The organism is Exiguobacterium sp. AT1b, from assembly GCF_000023045.1.
Lineage (GTDB): Bacteria > Bacillota > Bacilli > Exiguobacteriales > Exiguobacteriaceae > Exiguobacterium.
Genome location: NC_012673.1, coordinates 1981294 through 1996947 on the forward strand (window position 1 = coordinate 1981294; position 15654 = coordinate 1996947).

At 48.8% G+C, this 15654-nt stretch carries 13 protein-coding genes, 1 riboswitch and 1 other annotated feature; of the genes, 5 read left to right on the forward strand and 8 right to left on the reverse strand.

What is annotated here, in order from left to right:
- Positions 1-31: 31 nt before the first annotated feature.
- The 3 genes from EAT1B_RS10280 to EAT1B_RS10290 all read right to left on the reverse strand — a co-directional run bounded on the left by EAT1B_RS10280 (position 32) and on the right by EAT1B_RS10290 (position 2832).
- Positions 32-1255 (reverse strand): CdaR family transcriptional regulator, encoded by a 1224-nt coding sequence (locus EAT1B_RS10280; protein WP_015880511.1) that lies wholly within the window; start codon positions 1253-1255, stop codon positions 32-34.
- Positions 1256-1346: 91 nt separating this feature from the next.
- Positions 1347-1772 carry a divergent PAP2 family protein gene (locus EAT1B_RS10285; RefSeq protein ID WP_148209484.1) on the reverse strand — a complete coding sequence of 142 codons (426 nt, stop codon included), beginning with the start codon at positions 1770-1772 and terminating at the stop codon, positions 1347-1349.
- Between the two features lie 118 nt (positions 1773-1890).
- Positions 1891-2832, reverse strand: a complete 942-nt coding sequence (locus tag EAT1B_RS10290; protein ID WP_015880513.1) for a rhodanese-related sulfurtransferase — start codon at positions 2830-2832, stop codon at positions 1891-1893.
- 225 nt (positions 2833-3057) lie between these two features.
- Between EAT1B_RS10290 and EAT1B_RS10295 the strand changes: the two genes are divergently transcribed.
- Positions 3058-3702: a TVP38/TMEM64 family protein gene (locus EAT1B_RS10295; RefSeq protein ID WP_015880514.1), complete on the forward strand. Its 645-nt coding sequence runs from the start codon at positions 3058-3060 to the stop codon at positions 3700-3702.
- A gap of 17 nt (positions 3703-3719) precedes the next feature.
- Here EAT1B_RS10295 and EAT1B_RS10300 read toward each other — a convergent pair whose 3' ends face one another.
- Positions 3720-5003, reverse strand: a complete 1284-nt coding sequence (locus EAT1B_RS10300; RefSeq protein WP_015880515.1) for a Na+/H+ antiporter NhaC family protein — start codon at positions 5001-5003, stop codon at positions 3720-3722.
- A gap of 67 nt (positions 5004-5070) precedes the next feature.
- Positions 5071-5166, reverse strand: a riboswitch (SAM riboswitch).
- 98 nt (positions 5167-5264) lie between these two features.
- Positions 5265-6944 (reverse strand): GGDEF domain-containing protein, encoded by a 1680-nt coding sequence (locus EAT1B_RS10305; RefSeq protein WP_015880516.1) that lies wholly within the window; start codon positions 6942-6944, stop codon positions 5265-5267.
- Positions 6945-7098: 154 nt separating this feature from the next.
- Positions 7099-7310: a binding site (T-box leader), on the forward strand.
- 57 nt (positions 7311-7367) lie between these two features.
- On the opposite strand from EAT1B_RS10305, the gene argS reads away from it, so the two are divergent.
- A complete protein-coding gene (gene argS, locus EAT1B_RS10310) occupies positions 7368-9050 on the forward strand; it encodes an arginine--tRNA ligase (RefSeq protein WP_015880517.1) in 1683 nt (560 codons plus the stop codon).
- Between the two features lie 42 nt (positions 9051-9092).
- On the opposite strand, the gene EAT1B_RS10315 is transcribed toward argS, so the two are convergent.
- Both EAT1B_RS10315 and EAT1B_RS10320 read right to left on the reverse strand, forming a co-directional pair.
- The gene (locus tag EAT1B_RS10315) at positions 9093-9671 is read right to left on the reverse strand and encodes a metallophosphoesterase (RefSeq protein ID WP_015880518.1); all 579 of its coding nucleotides are present in this window, start codon (positions 9669-9671) and stop codon (positions 9093-9095) included.
- Positions 9668-10159, reverse strand: a complete 492-nt coding sequence (locus tag EAT1B_RS10320) for a YajQ family cyclic di-GMP-binding protein (RefSeq protein WP_015880519.1) — start codon at positions 10157-10159, stop codon at positions 9668-9670. The genes EAT1B_RS10315 and EAT1B_RS10320 overlap by 4 nt, the downstream gene beginning before the upstream one ends.
- 68 nt (positions 10160-10227) lie before the next feature.
- On the opposite strand from EAT1B_RS10320, the gene pulA reads away from it, so the two are divergent.
- Entirely contained in the window at positions 10228-12225 is a 1998-nt protein-coding gene (gene pulA / locus EAT1B_RS10325; protein ID WP_015880520.1) for a type I pullulanase, read from the forward strand.
- A 14-nt stretch (positions 12226-12239) separates the two neighbouring features.
- Here pulA and EAT1B_RS15790 read toward each other — a convergent pair whose 3' ends face one another.
- Positions 12240-12404 carry a YycC family protein gene (locus tag EAT1B_RS15790; protein WP_015880521.1) on the reverse strand — a complete coding sequence of 55 codons (165 nt, stop codon included), beginning with the start codon at positions 12402-12404 and terminating at the stop codon, positions 12240-12242.
- A gap of 130 nt (positions 12405-12534) precedes the next feature.
- Between EAT1B_RS15790 and EAT1B_RS10330 the strand changes: the two genes are divergently transcribed.
- Both EAT1B_RS10330 and EAT1B_RS10335 read left to right on the forward strand, forming a co-directional pair.
- Positions 12535-13335 (forward strand): hypothetical protein, encoded by an 801-nt coding sequence (locus EAT1B_RS10330; RefSeq protein WP_015880522.1) that lies wholly within the window; start codon positions 12535-12537, stop codon positions 13333-13335.
- A gap of 91 nt (positions 13336-13426) precedes the next feature.
- Entirely contained in the window at positions 13427-15550 is a 2124-nt protein-coding gene (locus tag EAT1B_RS10335; protein WP_015880523.1) for an MMPL family transporter, read from the forward strand.
- Positions 15551-15654: the final 104 nt, after the last annotated feature.

The window sequence follows — 15654 nt, forward strand, 5'->3', positions numbered from 1 at the left end:
CTCACTTTGTGAAAAATCACAAAGCAAACGTCTAGTCTTCTAATCGATATTGACCAGCCTTAATGGCTAAATAAATCATGGACCGTTCGGGTAAGGAAACTTGCGTGATATTCGTCAACTCTTCGATGCGGCGAATCCGATACAGAACGGTATTCGGATGGATATGAAGATGGGCGGCGACTCGTTTGACGTTCCCATCAAAATAAAAATACCACTCGAGTGTCTTCACGAGTTCGGTCTGATGGGATGAGTCATAATGTTGCAACCGTTCGACGGTCGGATGGGTCTCAAGTCGGAGCCCGATACGCCGAGCGAGTTCCGGGACGAGTTGATAAATGCCGATTTGCTCAAATGCACGGGAAGTCGAGAGTTCGAGCGGGAACTTGCGACGCAGCGTGGTCACCCGTCGCGCTTCTTCCGCTGCGGCATATAACATGTCACTTTCGAAAAAACGTCGACTGATGCCAAGGCGTGGTTCGGATTCGCTGAACTTGTCTTGAAGCAATTGTTCGAATCGTTCCGCCCAGGCAATGAGTGCGGTCTCTTCATCGGAGAGTTCAGACTTCATATAGTGCCAGACGAGTAGCTGTTGACCGTCGATGGCATGTAAAACGACTTCAATGGCCTCTTGCGTCGCGAGCACATAGTGAAGGCGTTCCGCAAGTTGAGGGGTGATCGGTTGAGCACATTCGATGACCGTCAAACGGCTGGCGACAGCAATCGGGGCAAGCTCGTTCAATCGTTCGCGATTGGCATCCGTGAGAGTCGGGGAAGCGAGTACATCTAATAAGAAGCGCTCGAGCTCGGCGCTGATTCGCCGCTCATGCATCGCAATGGTCATCAGTAATTTTTTGGCGATGGTTGCCCCTTCTTGCAGGATAGCTAGTTCTTGAGTGCTGAACGGATTCGTCCGAGCCAAGCTCCAAATATAGCCGAGTACTTCATCATGTTGTTTGATGACGATGGCTGCGCGTTCCCCGAGACCGACGGCGAGACGGGCCGGGATGACGACGGGTTCATCTTGGTCGATGACTTCTTGTAAAATGCCACTCTCCCATAGATCTTCGATGACGGCTTCTGGGACACGACGCCCGATGATGGTCGCAATCCTGGCCGGGTCGGTCGAATCGGGGTGGGTGCTATAGGCGAGCAATTGGTGGTGGCGGTTCTCGATCGTGATTGGTGCTCGAATCGCTTGTCCGATGGCTTCGGCGAGTGTATCGAGTGACTCGTAAGATTTCTGCAAAAAAGGCATGTCGATTCCTCCTCTCTCTTGAGTATAACTTCTTCTTTGTGAAACTTCACAAAAAGAATCAAGAGTGTGAGAAATGACATACCTTGTTCCATTACATTGGGAAAAACAATCCGACGACGAGACCGAGTAGCGCTCCGACGATGACCTGGAACGGCGTATGGCCGACAAGCTCATTCAAGAGCGGGGTCTCATGTTTGATCCCTTTGAAATAATCGTTCAAGAGCCGTGCTTGGAAACCGACCGCCTGCCGAACTCCGGTCGCATCATACATGACGATGGTGGCAAAGACGACAGCGAGAGCGAATAGACTTGAGTCAATGCCTTCCATTCGCCCGATTGCCGTAGCGAGTGCGACGACGGTGGACGAGTGCGAACTTGGCATGCCGCCTGAAGCGAACATGATTTCAATTTCAAAATCTCTTGTTTTAATGAGTTCAGTTACGAGCTTGGCCGCTTGGGCGATAAACCAAGCGAGAATCGCGGCGAGTAAAGGTTCGTTAAACATGCGTACATTCACTTCCTGTCTGACATAGTATCTTCAATATACCCGAAAGAGGAGCAAGCTAGACGTTAAGATTTCGTCAAAAAAAGATGTCTTGGACACGTTCTCCAAGACATCTTCTGGTCGATTTTTGTTACCCGACTACTCCTTCAGTCTCCTGAAGTTTCTCTGCAATGTTATCGATGATATAACGGTTGCGTGGGTGTTCTTGACACTCCTTCGAGCATGAACGCATTTGTTTTGGTTCACACTCTTCACAACAGAAATGCTGTACATTGCACTCCGGGTTGGCACAATTAACGTAACGAACCGTCTCGGTCCCACAGTGCATACAGTGTGAGACGACAGATGGGTTCACGGAGTTAACCGGGACGTTGATCCGCTCGTCAAAGACATAGAGCTCGCCTTCCCAGTCCTCTCCTTTTGTCGCTTCATCTTTACCATACATTGCGACGCCACCTTTAAGGTGGAAGATGTTGTCGTGACCTTGGTCACGCATATATGCTGTAAATTTCTCGCAACGGACGCCACCGGTACAGTACGTGAGAAGTGTTTTCCCTTCGTAGAGGTCCTTGTTCTCTTCGAGCCATTCCGGCATGTAACGTGAAGCCTCTACATCGATTTTGATCGCATTTTTAAAGTGACCAAGTTCGTACTCGTAGTTGTTACGAACGTCGAGGATGACGACATCATCACGATTCATCATCTCTTTCCATTCTGCTGGTTCGAGGTATGCACCGTGTTGTTTCGGTACATCAAACTCGCCATCAAAGCGCCACGTCACGAGCTCTTTCTTGTGACGGACAAAAATTTTCTTGAAGGCATGCTCTTCGACTTCATCGATTTTGAACTCGATATCGCTGAAGAGAGGGTTTGCTTTCAAGTCATTCATGTACTGCTCGGTTTGCTCCCAAGTACCAGAGCACGTCCCGTTGATTCCTTCGGAGGAAATCAAGATGCGTCCTTTGATGCCGAGGTCCTTACAATACTTCAAATGTTCTTGCGTGAGTGTTTCTGGGTCTTCGATGTTGACGTACTTATAGTACAACAAGACCCGCATTGGTTTTGTTTCCATGTTGTGTTGCTCCCCTGTGTTCAGTTTTTTGCAGGAAAACGAACGTTGGGTTGTGTCGTTCGACGAATAGACTTGCCTGCAACCACAAGTCCATTATTATATGATAAATATCACGACGAATTTTCGCAAATGGTTTTTAATTTTTTTTGACGAATGCAGGGAGATGCGTCTTGAAAATTGAATTCGGGTAATAGAGTAGTAACGAAAGTTGAAGGTGGAACGACTATGCTAAATTCTCTCCAACAGTACATTATCCAATTGATTGAATGGCTTCAAAGTTTGCCTGGTGGTCCATGGGCCGGTCTGGGTGCGCCGTTTTTAGAAGCGATTTTTCCATTTTTACCACTCGTCTTAATCATCTCTGCGAATGCGGCGACATACGGCTTTCTGTTAGGGGTCCTCTTATCCTGGATCGGGAACCTTCTTGGAACGATCGTCGTCTTTGCAGCCGTCCGTTATGTGTTCCGCAAACCGATGACACGCTGGCTCGAGAAACATAAGGCGGCGGTCTATTGGTTAGAACGCATCAATCATATGAGTCCGATCTCACTCGGATTCTTATATTCACTCCCATTCATCCCGGTCAGTTTGATCACCTATTTATTGGCGCTCATTCAAATGCCGCTCCGTACGTTCATCATGGCGGCAGGATTCGGGAAACTGCTCGTCGTCGTGATTTTTTCTGTCATTGGGGACCAGTGGGAAGAATTTATCCAAAGCCCGTTTCGCTTATCCATGCTCGGTCTGCTCCTCGTCGTATTATGGGCCATCAGTCGAGGACTTGAAGAAGTGCTCAAACGACGGGCGTTCAAGAAACGCAACGAGCAGTTGAAACAAGAAATGATAACCAAACGACAAACACCCCTTTGAACAAGGGGTGTTTTTGGTTATGACTGTTTTTTGAAACGCGGGAAATTGAATGCGATGGCGATTCCTCCACAAATAAAGAGGAGGAACGGATAGAACATGAACGGGACGAGGTCCGGCGAAGCGGTCTTCGTCAACTCTGCGGCGATGAGAAGTTGTGCTCCATATGGGAGAATTCCTTGTACGCCACATGAGAAGATATCGAGTACGCTCGCTGATTTCTTCCGTTCGATGTCATACTCGTCCGCGATGTTCGCTGCAAGCGGTCCGGCTACGAGAATGGAAATCGTATTGTTCGCCGTCGCTACGTTCGTCGCACTGACGAGACCAGCGATACTCCACTCGGCACCGGCACGTTTTTGAATACGAGATGTCAACGCGTCACGTAAATACGTGAGTCCGCCGTTGTGTGAGATGAGACCGACGAGTCCACCCATGAGTAACGTCAGGAATGAAATTTCGGCCATGCCAATCATCCCGTCCGCAATGGCTGTCACAAACGCTGTGACGGATAGGCTTCCATCCAGGAGACCGATGATACCGGTGAGCGTGATACCACCTAACAGAACCAAGATGACGTTCAATCCTGTCAATGCGAGTCCGATGACGGCAAGATACGGAATCAGTTTGTACCATTCGAATGCGGCGACATCGACCGTGGACTCCCCATTTGACAAGACGGCGAGTAAAATCGTCGTGATGATGGCGGCCGGTAGCACGATCCAGAAGTTCGTGCGGAATTTATCACGCATGTTCGTTCGTTGCGTCCGGACGGCAGCGATCGTCGTGTCCGAGATGAACGAGAGATTGTCCCCGAACATTGCTCCTCCGACAACGGCTGCGGCAGCGATGGCGACATTGACGCCGCTCTCTTCATGGATACCGAGGGCGATTGGTGCAAGTGCCGCAATCGTCCCGGTCGATGTGCCCATCGCCATTGAAATGAAAGCGGCGATGACGAAGAGTCCGCTCAAGAGAAGCGATGGTGGTAATAGAGTCAAGGCGGCGTTGACCGTTGCATCGATTGCCCCGATGGCTTCCGCTACCGTTGAAAAGGCGCCAGCCAGTAAGAAAATGAAAATCATGATGATGATGCCCGGGTTCCCGGCTCCTTGCGCGATGCGCTCGACGGTTTGGGTGGCACTTCCTTTTGTCATGAATGCCGCAACCATCAAGGCGATGATGGCCGCAACGAGTACCGGAAACTTATAGAAGTCTCCGTAATAGACACCCGCTCCGATGAAGAAGAGTAAGAAGACGAGTAACGGCAAGAGTGCCCATTTGTTTGCTGTTGGTTGTTCCAAAATAATCACCTCACTAAAAATAAAAAGGACCCTTTCTTAAGAAAAAGGTCCTTCGTGCGAAATACCCTTTTCATCTTTCGAGCAATACGCCCGCTGGATTTGGCACAGGTTCCCCGCTGCCGAGACTTCTCAGGGCCAGTCCCTCCGTCTCTCTCGATAAAAAGTGAATCTATCCAATTAGTAAACACGTTCCCTAACGTACCTGTTTCAAATCCGCTTGTCAACTTAAAAACTCCCCAATTCGATGTGAGAAAGGGGAGTTTATGTCGTTAAATTGTTGAAGTGCGCCACGCGGTTACGTCCCGCATATTTCCCGCCGACATATAGGGCACGGTCCGCGTTTCGAATCGTATCGTCTAAGCGCTTATTTCCAAACGCATCGATTGTATCGACCCCGATGGACGCGGTCACAGAAATCTCATGATGATCGACAAGGAACGGTTTCGCTTCGATTTGCTGGCGAATTCTTTCTGCAATGTCAACGGCTTGAGACATGTCACAATGATTGAGAAGCAAGATAAATTCTTCCCCACCATAACGGGCGGCGAAGTCATCAGCACGAAGGACTTGCCGGATACGTCGACCAAATTCCTGTAACACTTGGTCACCGACTTGATGGCCATACGTATCATTGATTTTTTTAAAGAAATCGATGTCGAGCATGGCGACCGAGATCGGATACATCGAGATGTCGGATATTTGTTGAATCCCGTATTCGTAGAAAGCGCGAGCATTGGCGAGAAGGGTCAAACTGTCCGTCCGGCTCTCAGTATACAGACGATCTCGTTCATGACAGCGGCTGATGGTCCGGTTGAACGACTTAAGCAACTTGATGATTTCCTGTTGGATAATCTTCGGATACCCATATACGGGTTCTCCTGTCATCACGATCCATGTGCGAATTCCCTCAATCTCTTCCGAACGAATTGAGACGAAGCTATGGTAATCGTCATGAAAAGCGTCAGACAATGAGGCATCCCACTCAAATCGCATCTCGTAGTCAAGGACCGGCTCGACAGGTTGACTGATATCCAGTAGCGCAAATACGATGGGGCGATCAATCGGTTGACGTGTCTTCAAGTCAAAATAGAGTGTGCGATTGAATAGCTTGAACTCGATATATCCTTCATCGTAATGGTTCAATTGTTCACACTGACTTAAAAAGACTTCAATTGCTTGCGCTTCGCTCTGTGATAAAGAGACGGCTTCTTTCGCTTCATCGTACTGTTCAATCAAAGATTTATACGCATCCTGTCGCTCTTTTTGAATGAGAAGTCGTTTGATGAAGAAGGTCAACGCTGCCGCGATGCTACTGACGACAAGTAAATTCGTCTCTCGGAAGAACGCTGCCGCTAAGATGAAGATCAAACTGACGACGTATGTGTAGAAAGCGATTTTCATGAAGTCGCTCAATGCGATATCGACGCGGAACCACCATCTCACCTGATATTTTTGAAATACGGTATTTAAGAAGATGGCAAGGAATAACCCGGCGAGCGGTACAAACGATTCTTGCGAATAAAAATCAAGGCCGGTTACCCCGCCGAGGGCGAGATAGACGGTAGCGGGAATGACAATTTCCAAGTACGCCGTAATGGCGTTCCACGGATAGGTGAAGCGGAAGCGGCGTATGGCGACTTTTGGTCTCAGATTGGCGAACTGAAAGACGAATAATCCAATCTGGTTGACGATGAGTGCTGTTTCAAATCCAAAAAATAGAAATAGAATTAATACGATACTCTCAGAGAATGTGAAGTACACACCTTTGACTTCGATTGAATCGAGTTGAAAGATGATGACAAGTAATGAGATTAAAATAAAAGACAACGGATCGATGGTCGGGGCGTGCAGCACATCCAATGCAAATAATCCGATGGTGAAGCAGAACAAAACACTCCATATACTCCAACCGAGCACGGACATCTTGCGAAAGTGGTTCATGTGTTCCCTCCTAGCATGGGACATTTCAAGATATAATAGTAAAGATTCGTCATGATTTCGTACGAGTCCTGCCTTTCTTTTATCATGCTTGAATTCTAGCATTGAGTATACAGGGAATATCCTCTATAATGAAGTTGCTTTTCAACCGCATAGACGAAAGTCGATGAAAAAGAGAGTAACGATGGTTTAGTCAACAAAGCGACCTGGGGATTGGTGAGAGCCTGGGCTGACAAACGTCGCGAAACGCACTTTTGAGATGCTATCCGAAACGAGAGTAGGCATAGCCGGAGGGAACCGTTATCACCATAAAGCGGTCTGCATCATGCAGGCAAGAAGAGTGGTACCGCGGGAATTCCCGTCTCTTTGCATCTATGCAAAGGGCGTTTTTTTTATGAGTTGTTATTGAAGAAGGAGGACATACAGATGAGTTATGAACGCAAGTATGCAGAAGCACTATCCCGTGTCATCGGTGAAGAACTCACGATTGACCAAATTGAAGCCTTGATTGAGAAGCCAAAACACGAGGCGCACGGTGACCTCGCGTTCCCGTGTTTCCAATTGGCGAAAGCTTACCGGAAAGCACCTGTCATGATTGCGACAGATATCGCAAATGAATTGAACGATGAATTGTTCACGAAAGTGGAGGCGGCAGGACCTTACGTCAACGTCTTCTTGAGCCGTGATGTCGTATCAAAAGAAATCATCAACACGGTGCTTGAGGAAAAATCAGAGTATGCAACACACGAGGCACGCAATGAAACGATTGTGACGGACTTCTCGTCACCAAACATTGCGAAGCCGTTCTCGATGGGTCACTTGCGTTCGACGGTGATTGGGAATGCAATCAACCAAATCGCACGTAAAAACGGATATGACGTCGTCGGCGTCAACCACCTTGGAGACTGGGGCACTCAGTTTGGGAAATTGATGGTCGCCTACAAGAAGTGGGGCGATGAGGAAGCGGTACGCGCCAATCCAATCGCAGAACTCTTGAAATTATACGTCCATTTCCACGAAGAGGCGAAGACACAACCAGAACTCGAAGACGAAGGCCGTGCTTGGTTCAAAAAGCTTGAAGATGGTGATGCGGAAGCGACAGAGCTTTGGCAGTGGTTCCGTGACGAGTCGCTCAAAGAGTTCCAGAAAGTATATGACCTTCTTGGAGTGAAATTCGAAAGCTTCAACGGGGAAGCGTTCTATAACGATAAAATGGGACGCGTCGTCGAGATGCTAGAAGCGAAAAACCTCTTAGTGGAAAGTGAAGGGGCGATGGTCGTCTCGCTCGAAGAGGAGAACTTGCCACCTTGCTTGATCAAGAAAAAAGATGGCGCGACGTTGTACGCGACACGTGATTTGGCAGCGGCAATCTATCGTTACGAGACGTACAACTTCGTTCAAGCAAACTATGTCGTCGGTGGCGAACAGGCGCTCCATTTCAAACAACTCTTCTCGGTCCTTCGTAAGCTTGGATATGACTTTGTTGATGGCATGCATCACGTGCCGTTCGGCTTGATCTTGCAAGAAGGGAAGAAGATGTCGACACGTAAAGGACGCATCGTCCTTCTTGAGGAAGTCTTGAAAGAGGCGATCGAGAAAGCGCAGGCGAATATCGAGCAGAAGAATCCGGATCTTGCGAACGCACAAGACGTTGCCCGCATGGTCGGTGTCGGCGCGGTCGTCTTCCACGACTTGAAGAACGAACGCATCAACAACATCGAGTTCGATCTCGACAGCATGCTCAAGTTTGAAGGGGAGACAGGACCTTACGTCCAATACACGAACGCTCGTGCGAATTCACTCCTCCGTAAAGGAAACTATGACGGCTCACCATTCACTGGTGCAGACGATGATTACTCATGGGGTGTCGTCACGATGCTCAACGCGTTCCCGCACGTCATCACGCGTGCACATGAACGCCGCGAACCATCCATCATCAGCCGCTATGTACTCGACCTCGCGCAAGCGTTCAACAAGTATTACGGCCATGTCCGTGTCTTAGAAGAAGATGCAGGCAAACAATCACGCCTCGCGCTCGTGAAGGCCGTGACGCTCGTATTGACAGAAGGGCTCCGTTTACTCGGTGTCGAAGCGCCTGAAGAAATGTAAGACAGACGAAAGGACCTCAAAAAATTGAGGTCCTTTTTGTATTCACGCTTTCATCCGCGTCACCGTCCGGGCTTCCGTATCATAGAGACACCATTCCCGATCGAATATGACAGCACCGACGTTGATGACATATCGTTTTTTCTTCAAATGGAACGGTGTCCCGATTTCCCACGGCAAGGATTTTCCTTTCCGGTAAATCCCGGGGATGTGACTATGTCCGATGAAGACGAGTGGATATTTCCCTTTCTCGACCACCGGTTCCCAGTCTTCGTTCCATTTGACTTGATGCCCATGTAAAAAGCGGGCTTCCTCGAGAGTCGTCTGTTCCGGCAATAAGGAAATCCGTGTTTTCACGGGATGGTCGATGACGAGCACCTCGTCGATTCGCTCTTCCTGATTGCCTCGTAGACTCGGGAATGTCAGCAATGCTTCGTAATTCGGATCATACGTCACGACGTCTTCCACATGATGAAAGCGCTCGTGACGTCGTTTTTTCCCGATGTGGCATTCATATAGATCCCCGAGACAGAGAATATGCTCGGTTTCTCGCCGAACATCATCGAGAACGGCCTTCAAATCATCAAACGAACCGTGCGGGTCACTGATGATCGCGAGTTTCATCGGAAGTTCGTGAATTGGGCATCAACGGACAACTCGAGTTCACGAACGAGCTGCATGACGGCCTGAAGATCGTCACGTGATTTCCCTGTCACGCGGATTTGATCGTCTTGAATTTGCGATTTGACTTTAAGTTTTGATTCCTTGATGGCGTTATTGATTTTTTTCGCGTCATCTTTGTCGATGCCGCTCTTTAGTTTCACACGTTGGCGAACTGTTCCGCCGAGTGCATTCTCTACTTTTTGATAGTCGAGGTTTTTTGTCGGGACACCGCGCTTGATCAATTTCGTGATCAAGACGTCTTTTAATTGCTCGAGTTTGTAGTCGTCATCCGAGATGAGGACGAGGTCGCCATTGTCGAGCGACATCTCACTCTTTGAGCCTTTAAAGTCGTAGCGGTTCAAAATTTCCTTCTCCGCGATTTGGATTGCGTTCTTCACTTCTTCAAGATTCATTTCTGACACGATATCGAAAGAATTGTCTTTTGCCATGTTTCATCCATCCTTTGTGTGGTTTTGTTATAATGATAGCAGATTTGAAGCAGTGAAGGAGTGAAGAGATGGAACGTACAATGGATCAACACACACATGTAGACTTAGATCACGTTGCGTATCACGGGAAAGACCTAGGGGTGACGTTCAAAGGGGAGCAGATTCGACTACGAGTTTGGTCTCCGGTAGCGGAACAGATGTCGGTCAAGTTATATCGAACAGCCCGTGCCCGGAAGTTTGATCGGCTCGAGCTCGAACCGGCTGAGAAGGGGACGTGGGTGATCGAACTCGATCGTGCCTTGTTTGAAGGTCAATTTTATGTATTTGAAGCACTGATTGATGGGAAGAAAGTAGAGTCGCTCGATCCGTATGCGAAAGTCGTCGGAGTGAACGGGAAACGAGGATGTCTGCTTGATCCGGCATCTTTGAACCCGGACCATTGGATCAAAGAACGTCCGCTATTCAATTCTTCACAAGAGGCGGTCATCTATGAGGCGCACGTACGTGATTTGACGAGTCACCCGGAGAGTGGGGCGACGCACCGTGGGAAGTTCTTAGGGATGACCGAGACGGGTACGACGACCACGAGCGGTTACCCGACCGGACTTGATTACATCACCTCGCTCGGAATCACACATCTTCAATTAATGCCGTTCTTTGACTACGGCTCGGTGAATGAGTCACGTGAAGGGGAAGACAACTATAACTGGGGCTACGATCCGGTTCATTACTTTGCGGTTGAAGGTTCTTACGCCTCGTCGGCAGATGATCCGGCGTCGCGAATTGTCGAATTGAAGGCAATGATTCAAGCGCTCCACGATCGGGGCATCCGGGTCATCATGGACGTCGTCTTCAATCATACGTACGATGCGTTGACAACACCGCTTGGTCAATTCGTCCCGGATTATTACTATCGCTTAAATGAAGACGGGACACTCGCGGATGGTTCAGCATGTGGGAATGACACGGCCTCTGAGCGTACGATGATGCGTAAGCTCATGGTCGAGTGTGTCACGTACTGGGCGAAAGAATTCATGATTGACGGGTTCCGTTTTGATTTGATGGGACTCCATGACGTCAAAACGATGAACCAAATTCGTAAGGCGCTCGATCGTGTCGACCCATCGATTCTCGTCATCGGGGAAGGCTGGGACTTGGATACGCCGCTCCCGGTTCGTAAAAAAGCGAATCAACATAATGCGCATAAGATGCCACGCATCGCCCAATTCAATGATGGGATTCGAGACGGTGTCCGCGGAGACGTCTTTATCGAAGACTTACCGGGCTGGGTGAGCGGCAACACGGACATGACAGCAGACGTGAAACGTGGGATTGCTGGTGGCATCACGAGCCAAAGTTTCGCTGATGAGCCGAACCAGGTCGTCAACTATGTGGAATGTCATGATAATTTGACGCTTTGGGACAAGTTGTCCGTGACGAATCCGGAAGATGATGAGACGACACGTCGCCGTCGCCACCGTTTGGCGACATCGATTGTGCTCCTGAGTCAAGGGATTCCATTCCTTCACAGTGGACAGGAGTTCTTCCGGACAAAAGACGGGGATGAGAACAGCTTCAATTCAGGCGAAGTCGTCAACCGTGTGGACTGGAACCGGGCGGAGCAAGAAGCGCCAAGTGTGGAATATGTGAAAGGTCTCTTGCGTCTGCGTAAGCAGTATCCGCTCTTCCGACTCGAAAACACGGAACAGATTCGCAAACACTTACGTTTCTTTGATGAGGCAGAAGGTGTGATTGCATTTGAATTGAGCCGTCATGTGGAAGGATATGTAGAACGACATATCGTATACCACAACGCACTCGAGGAAGCGGTTGAGGTCAAACTTCCGTCTGGCAAGTTTGAGGTGAACGTAGAGGATCATACCGTTAATTTGACGGCACCACGTCAAGTCGAGGACCGTCATATGACGGTTGCCCCGCTCTCGACACTTGTCGTGACCGAGCGTCGCCCAGATTACAGCAAGTACGCTGTGGCCGGTGGTGCCGCACTCGCCGTAATCGGTGGTCTCTGGTATGTATCGAAAAAGCGGAAACGCAAAGAGCAGTAACCAAAAAGGAGACGTTAATCCGTCTCCTTTGGTGTGTCTTCCTCTGATTGAGATGCCTCGAGTTGCATCATTTTTTGAACGAGGATGTGTTTTGGCATATGCATCAGTTCCTCGAGGGGGACATTTAATTTTTTTGCGAGTTCAACCGCGGTCTCTGGCGATAGTTGTAATGGACGCATTGGTGTTCTCCTTTCTAAACGATATGTCTTTACCGTCAGTATACAGGAAAATCGAAAATGTGTTGAATGAACACATTCAAAATCGAATTTCGTTTCGGTCGTTGCTAAGCTGAAATTAGGAAGTGATCAAATGTACAAACAAACAGCAGACTTTCAATTTCATCAAACGATCGAATGGCTAGAACGTGTCGGTGAAGGTTGGATGTTGTACTTGGCGCAAACCGGATTTTTGTTCTTTGACGAGTCGTCTCAAATTCGCTGGGAGATCGACTGGAAATGGACACCGTGCGCCCTATATGTGGAACCGAATGCAAGGCGTGCCGTAGCATGGTTCCAGGAAAAAGGACTTTACGGAGTTATTGATTTACAACGAGGACAGATGGAGACGCATGCGATTCCTCAACGATTTAACGGAGACTGGTTTAGCAATTTGCACTATTGGCAAGGCGATGACATCTTCTTATATTCAGCCGAATCGGATGTCGTGGCCTTGAACCTCCATGATCATACGTTTCGATATAGCCGCTATGAAGAAGTCCCTGTCTTTGGGAACATCATCGAGCTAGCGTATCAAGGGACGTATGATTTTGAACGATTCACACCTGAAACGTGTGTGACATTGTTCGATGAACGAACTCATCATTTTTTAGTTGAAAATGTGAAGACGAACGAAACATGGCGCATTCCGTACGAAGGAGACCGCGACACGGTCATTCTCGATCAAGTGGGAGAAACGACGGCGATTACATCGACAGAGTCGTTCCAACTGTTTCATCGAGAGGAAGAATTATTTTGTTCAAGCGTGTGTGCAGACAATCAATTATTGAAGGTAATGCTGTTAGATGAACGAGGGGATCGACTCGTCGTCTTGTCCGCACCACCACGATTTTGTCATAGCTGGCTTCAAGTCTTTGAACGACAAGAGTCCTGAACCGAACCTAGGTTCAGGAATTTTTTGTGAAGTGATGATGAATGAATCGAGAAACGGGAAGTAGATGGATAGACAGGGAGGAGTGACATCAATGGAATGGTTAGGTAGGCAGTTGGTTCGCTTTCGGTATGGCGTATTACTCATATGGGCGATTTTACTTGCGGGTTCAGTCTATTTTGGGCTACAACTCCCGGGCGAGTTGAGAGGAAACGGGTTTGCCATTCAAGACGGACGTTTCCAACAGGTAGAGGATACGTTAAATGAACGATTTGATCGAGCGGGTGCTTCGATGATCGTCTTATTCGAAGATGGAGATTTGGATGCGGTCATGGAAGAACAACAAGACCGCTTTGAAGCAATTCCTTCAATTGACGGCGTGATTACCCCGGCGGAGAATCCCGATGCTCGTTCAGGGGATGTGTCCTATTTCGTGCTGGAATTTGAAGATTACGATGCGGCGGAATCCTCAATCGATGCCGTGCGGGACGCACTCATCGTAGATACAGATACCGAAGTCCGTTTGACGGGAGAACCGGTATTTGCGGACGATTTAAACGAAGCTTCGAAGAATGACTTGATTCGAGCGGAGTTGATCGGGATTCCGGTCGCGCTTGTCGTATTGTTGCTCGTTTTCGGCACGCCGCTCGCCGCGCTCATGCCGTTACTCGTCGGACTCATCACGTTTATCGTAGCGGCAGGGTCTTTATTCTTTTTTGCGCAAAACATGGAATTATCTATCTTTGTTCTCAATGCCGTCGCCATGATTGCGATTGCGCTCGGGATTGATTTTTCACTGTTACTCGTCAATCGGTATCGAGAAGAGTTAACACGCGGGCAATCGAGAGAAGAGGCGATTGTCCGGACAGTAGCAACGGCGGGACGCTCGATTCTCTTTTCAGGTCTATGTGTCTTTGTCGGATTGGCCGGACTTCTATTTATTCAAGTCGATGTCTTCCAGGCAGTCGCGCTTGGTGCCCTCATTGCCGTCGCGGGAGCCGTGCTATCTGCACTGACTCTGTTGCCATCGTCGCTTTACTTAGTCGGTGACGCCTTAAATAAAGGACGAATCATCAAGACAGATGAGACGAAATCTGAAAAGCGCTGGCAAAAGCTTGCTCGCTTCGTGATGAGACGTCCGGTGACGATGACGCTCATTGCCTTGTTGATCCTGCTTCCGAGTCTCTGGTTCGTGCGCGACTTAGAGTTGAACATTCCGGACGCTGATGCGCTCCCGACCTCCTATGAATCACGAGCGGCGCTCGAACGGTGGGACGATGTGTTTGGGGATAACTCGACCGATGCGGTCCTTTTATTCGAAGCGAACGATTTGACCGATCCGATGATTTTAGAGGAATTGACGAGTCTCACAGATGAGTTAAACGAGGTCGATATCGTCGATAACGTCTCGACTTTCTTGACGACATCGGGGTTGACACCGGAGACGTTTACGCAACTCGCCGAGGCGGCGCCAGAACAACTCGCCCCGCTTGAGCGACTTGTGACCCTTGATGGGAATACGGACCTTGCCCTCGTCAATGTGAGTTTCGATGTACCTCCGAGCGATAAAGAAGCGCAAGCATTCGTACGGGATTGGCGAGACAAAGGGTTTGAGGTCGGTGGACCGGCAGCCTTCAATGAGGAGATTTATGACGAGATTTATGACAGCATTCCCTATGCCGTGATTACGGTCATCTTGGCAACCTTCTTCATCCTCATGTGGGCGTTCCGCTCCATCTTGATTCCGATCAAGGCGATTCTCATGAACGTGCTCGGTCTTGGGGCGACGTTCGGTTTACTCGTCATCATTTTTGAATCAGGGTATGTGTATGATGCAGAAACGATCAGTATTTTGACACCGGTGTTCATCTTCTCACTCGTCTTTGGATTGTCGATGGACTATGAGGTGTTTCTCGTTTCGCGAATCGAGGAATATTACCGCGAGACGGGCGACAATGACTATGCGACGGAGATGGGGCTTGCGAAGACGAGTAAAATTATCACATCGGCTGCCATCATCATGATTGTCGTGACGGGTGCGTTCGCCTTTACGGGCGTGAGTCCAATTAAACAGCTTGGTGTTGGGATTGCGCTCGCCATCTTCATTGATGCGACCATCATCCGGATCCTGCTCGTTCCGTCCCTCATGAAACTGTTCGGGGATTGGAACTGGTGGTGGTTCGGAAAGAAAGATTTACCGAAACGTAACATGCACTAAAGGTAAAATTCATGAACTGAATCAAAATGTGTGGTAAACTACGTACAAGATTACGCGCAATTTGAGAAAGGAAGGTCTTTATGGATACCGAGAGGACATGGCCT

Excerpts from the sequence above, each read along its gene's own strand:
- EAT1B_RS10295 (WP_015880514.1), top strand. The coding sequence starts at position 3,058 with ATGCTAAATTCTCTCCAACAGTACATTATCCAATTGATTGAATGGCTT.
- EAT1B_RS10290 (WP_015880513.1), bottom strand. The coding sequence starts at position 2,832 with ATGGAAACAAAACCAATGCGGGTCTTGTTGTACTATAAGTACGTCAAC.
- EAT1B_RS10330 (WP_015880522.1), top strand. The coding sequence starts at position 12,535 with ATGTACAAACAAACAGCAGACTTTCAATTTCATCAAACGATCGAATGG.
- pulA (WP_015880520.1), top strand. The coding sequence starts at position 10,228 with ATGGAACGTACAATGGATCAACACACACATGTAGACTTAGATCACGTT.
- EAT1B_RS10315 (WP_015880518.1), bottom strand. The coding sequence starts at position 9,671 with ATGAAACTCGCGATCATCAGTGACCCGCACGGTTCGTTTGATGATTTG.
- EAT1B_RS10335 (WP_015880523.1), top strand. The coding sequence starts at position 13,427 with ATGGAATGGTTAGGTAGGCAGTTGGTTCGCTTTCGGTATGGCGTATTA.
- EAT1B_RS15790 (WP_015880521.1), bottom strand. The coding sequence starts at position 12,404 with ATGCGTCCATTACAACTATCGCCAGAGACCGCGGTTGAACTCGCAAAA.
- EAT1B_RS10280 (WP_015880511.1), bottom strand. The coding sequence starts at position 1,255 with ATGCCTTTTTTGCAGAAATCTTACGAGTCACTCGATACACTCGCCGAA.
- argS (WP_015880517.1), top strand. The coding sequence starts at position 7,368 with ATGAGTTATGAACGCAAGTATGCAGAAGCACTATCCCGTGTCATCGGT.
- EAT1B_RS10305 (WP_015880516.1), bottom strand. The coding sequence starts at position 6,944 with ATGAACCACTTTCGCAAGATGTCCGTGCTCGGTTGGAGTATATGGAGT.
- EAT1B_RS10320 (WP_015880519.1), bottom strand. The coding sequence starts at position 10,159 with ATGGCAAAAGACAATTCTTTCGATATCGTGTCAGAAATGAATCTTGAA.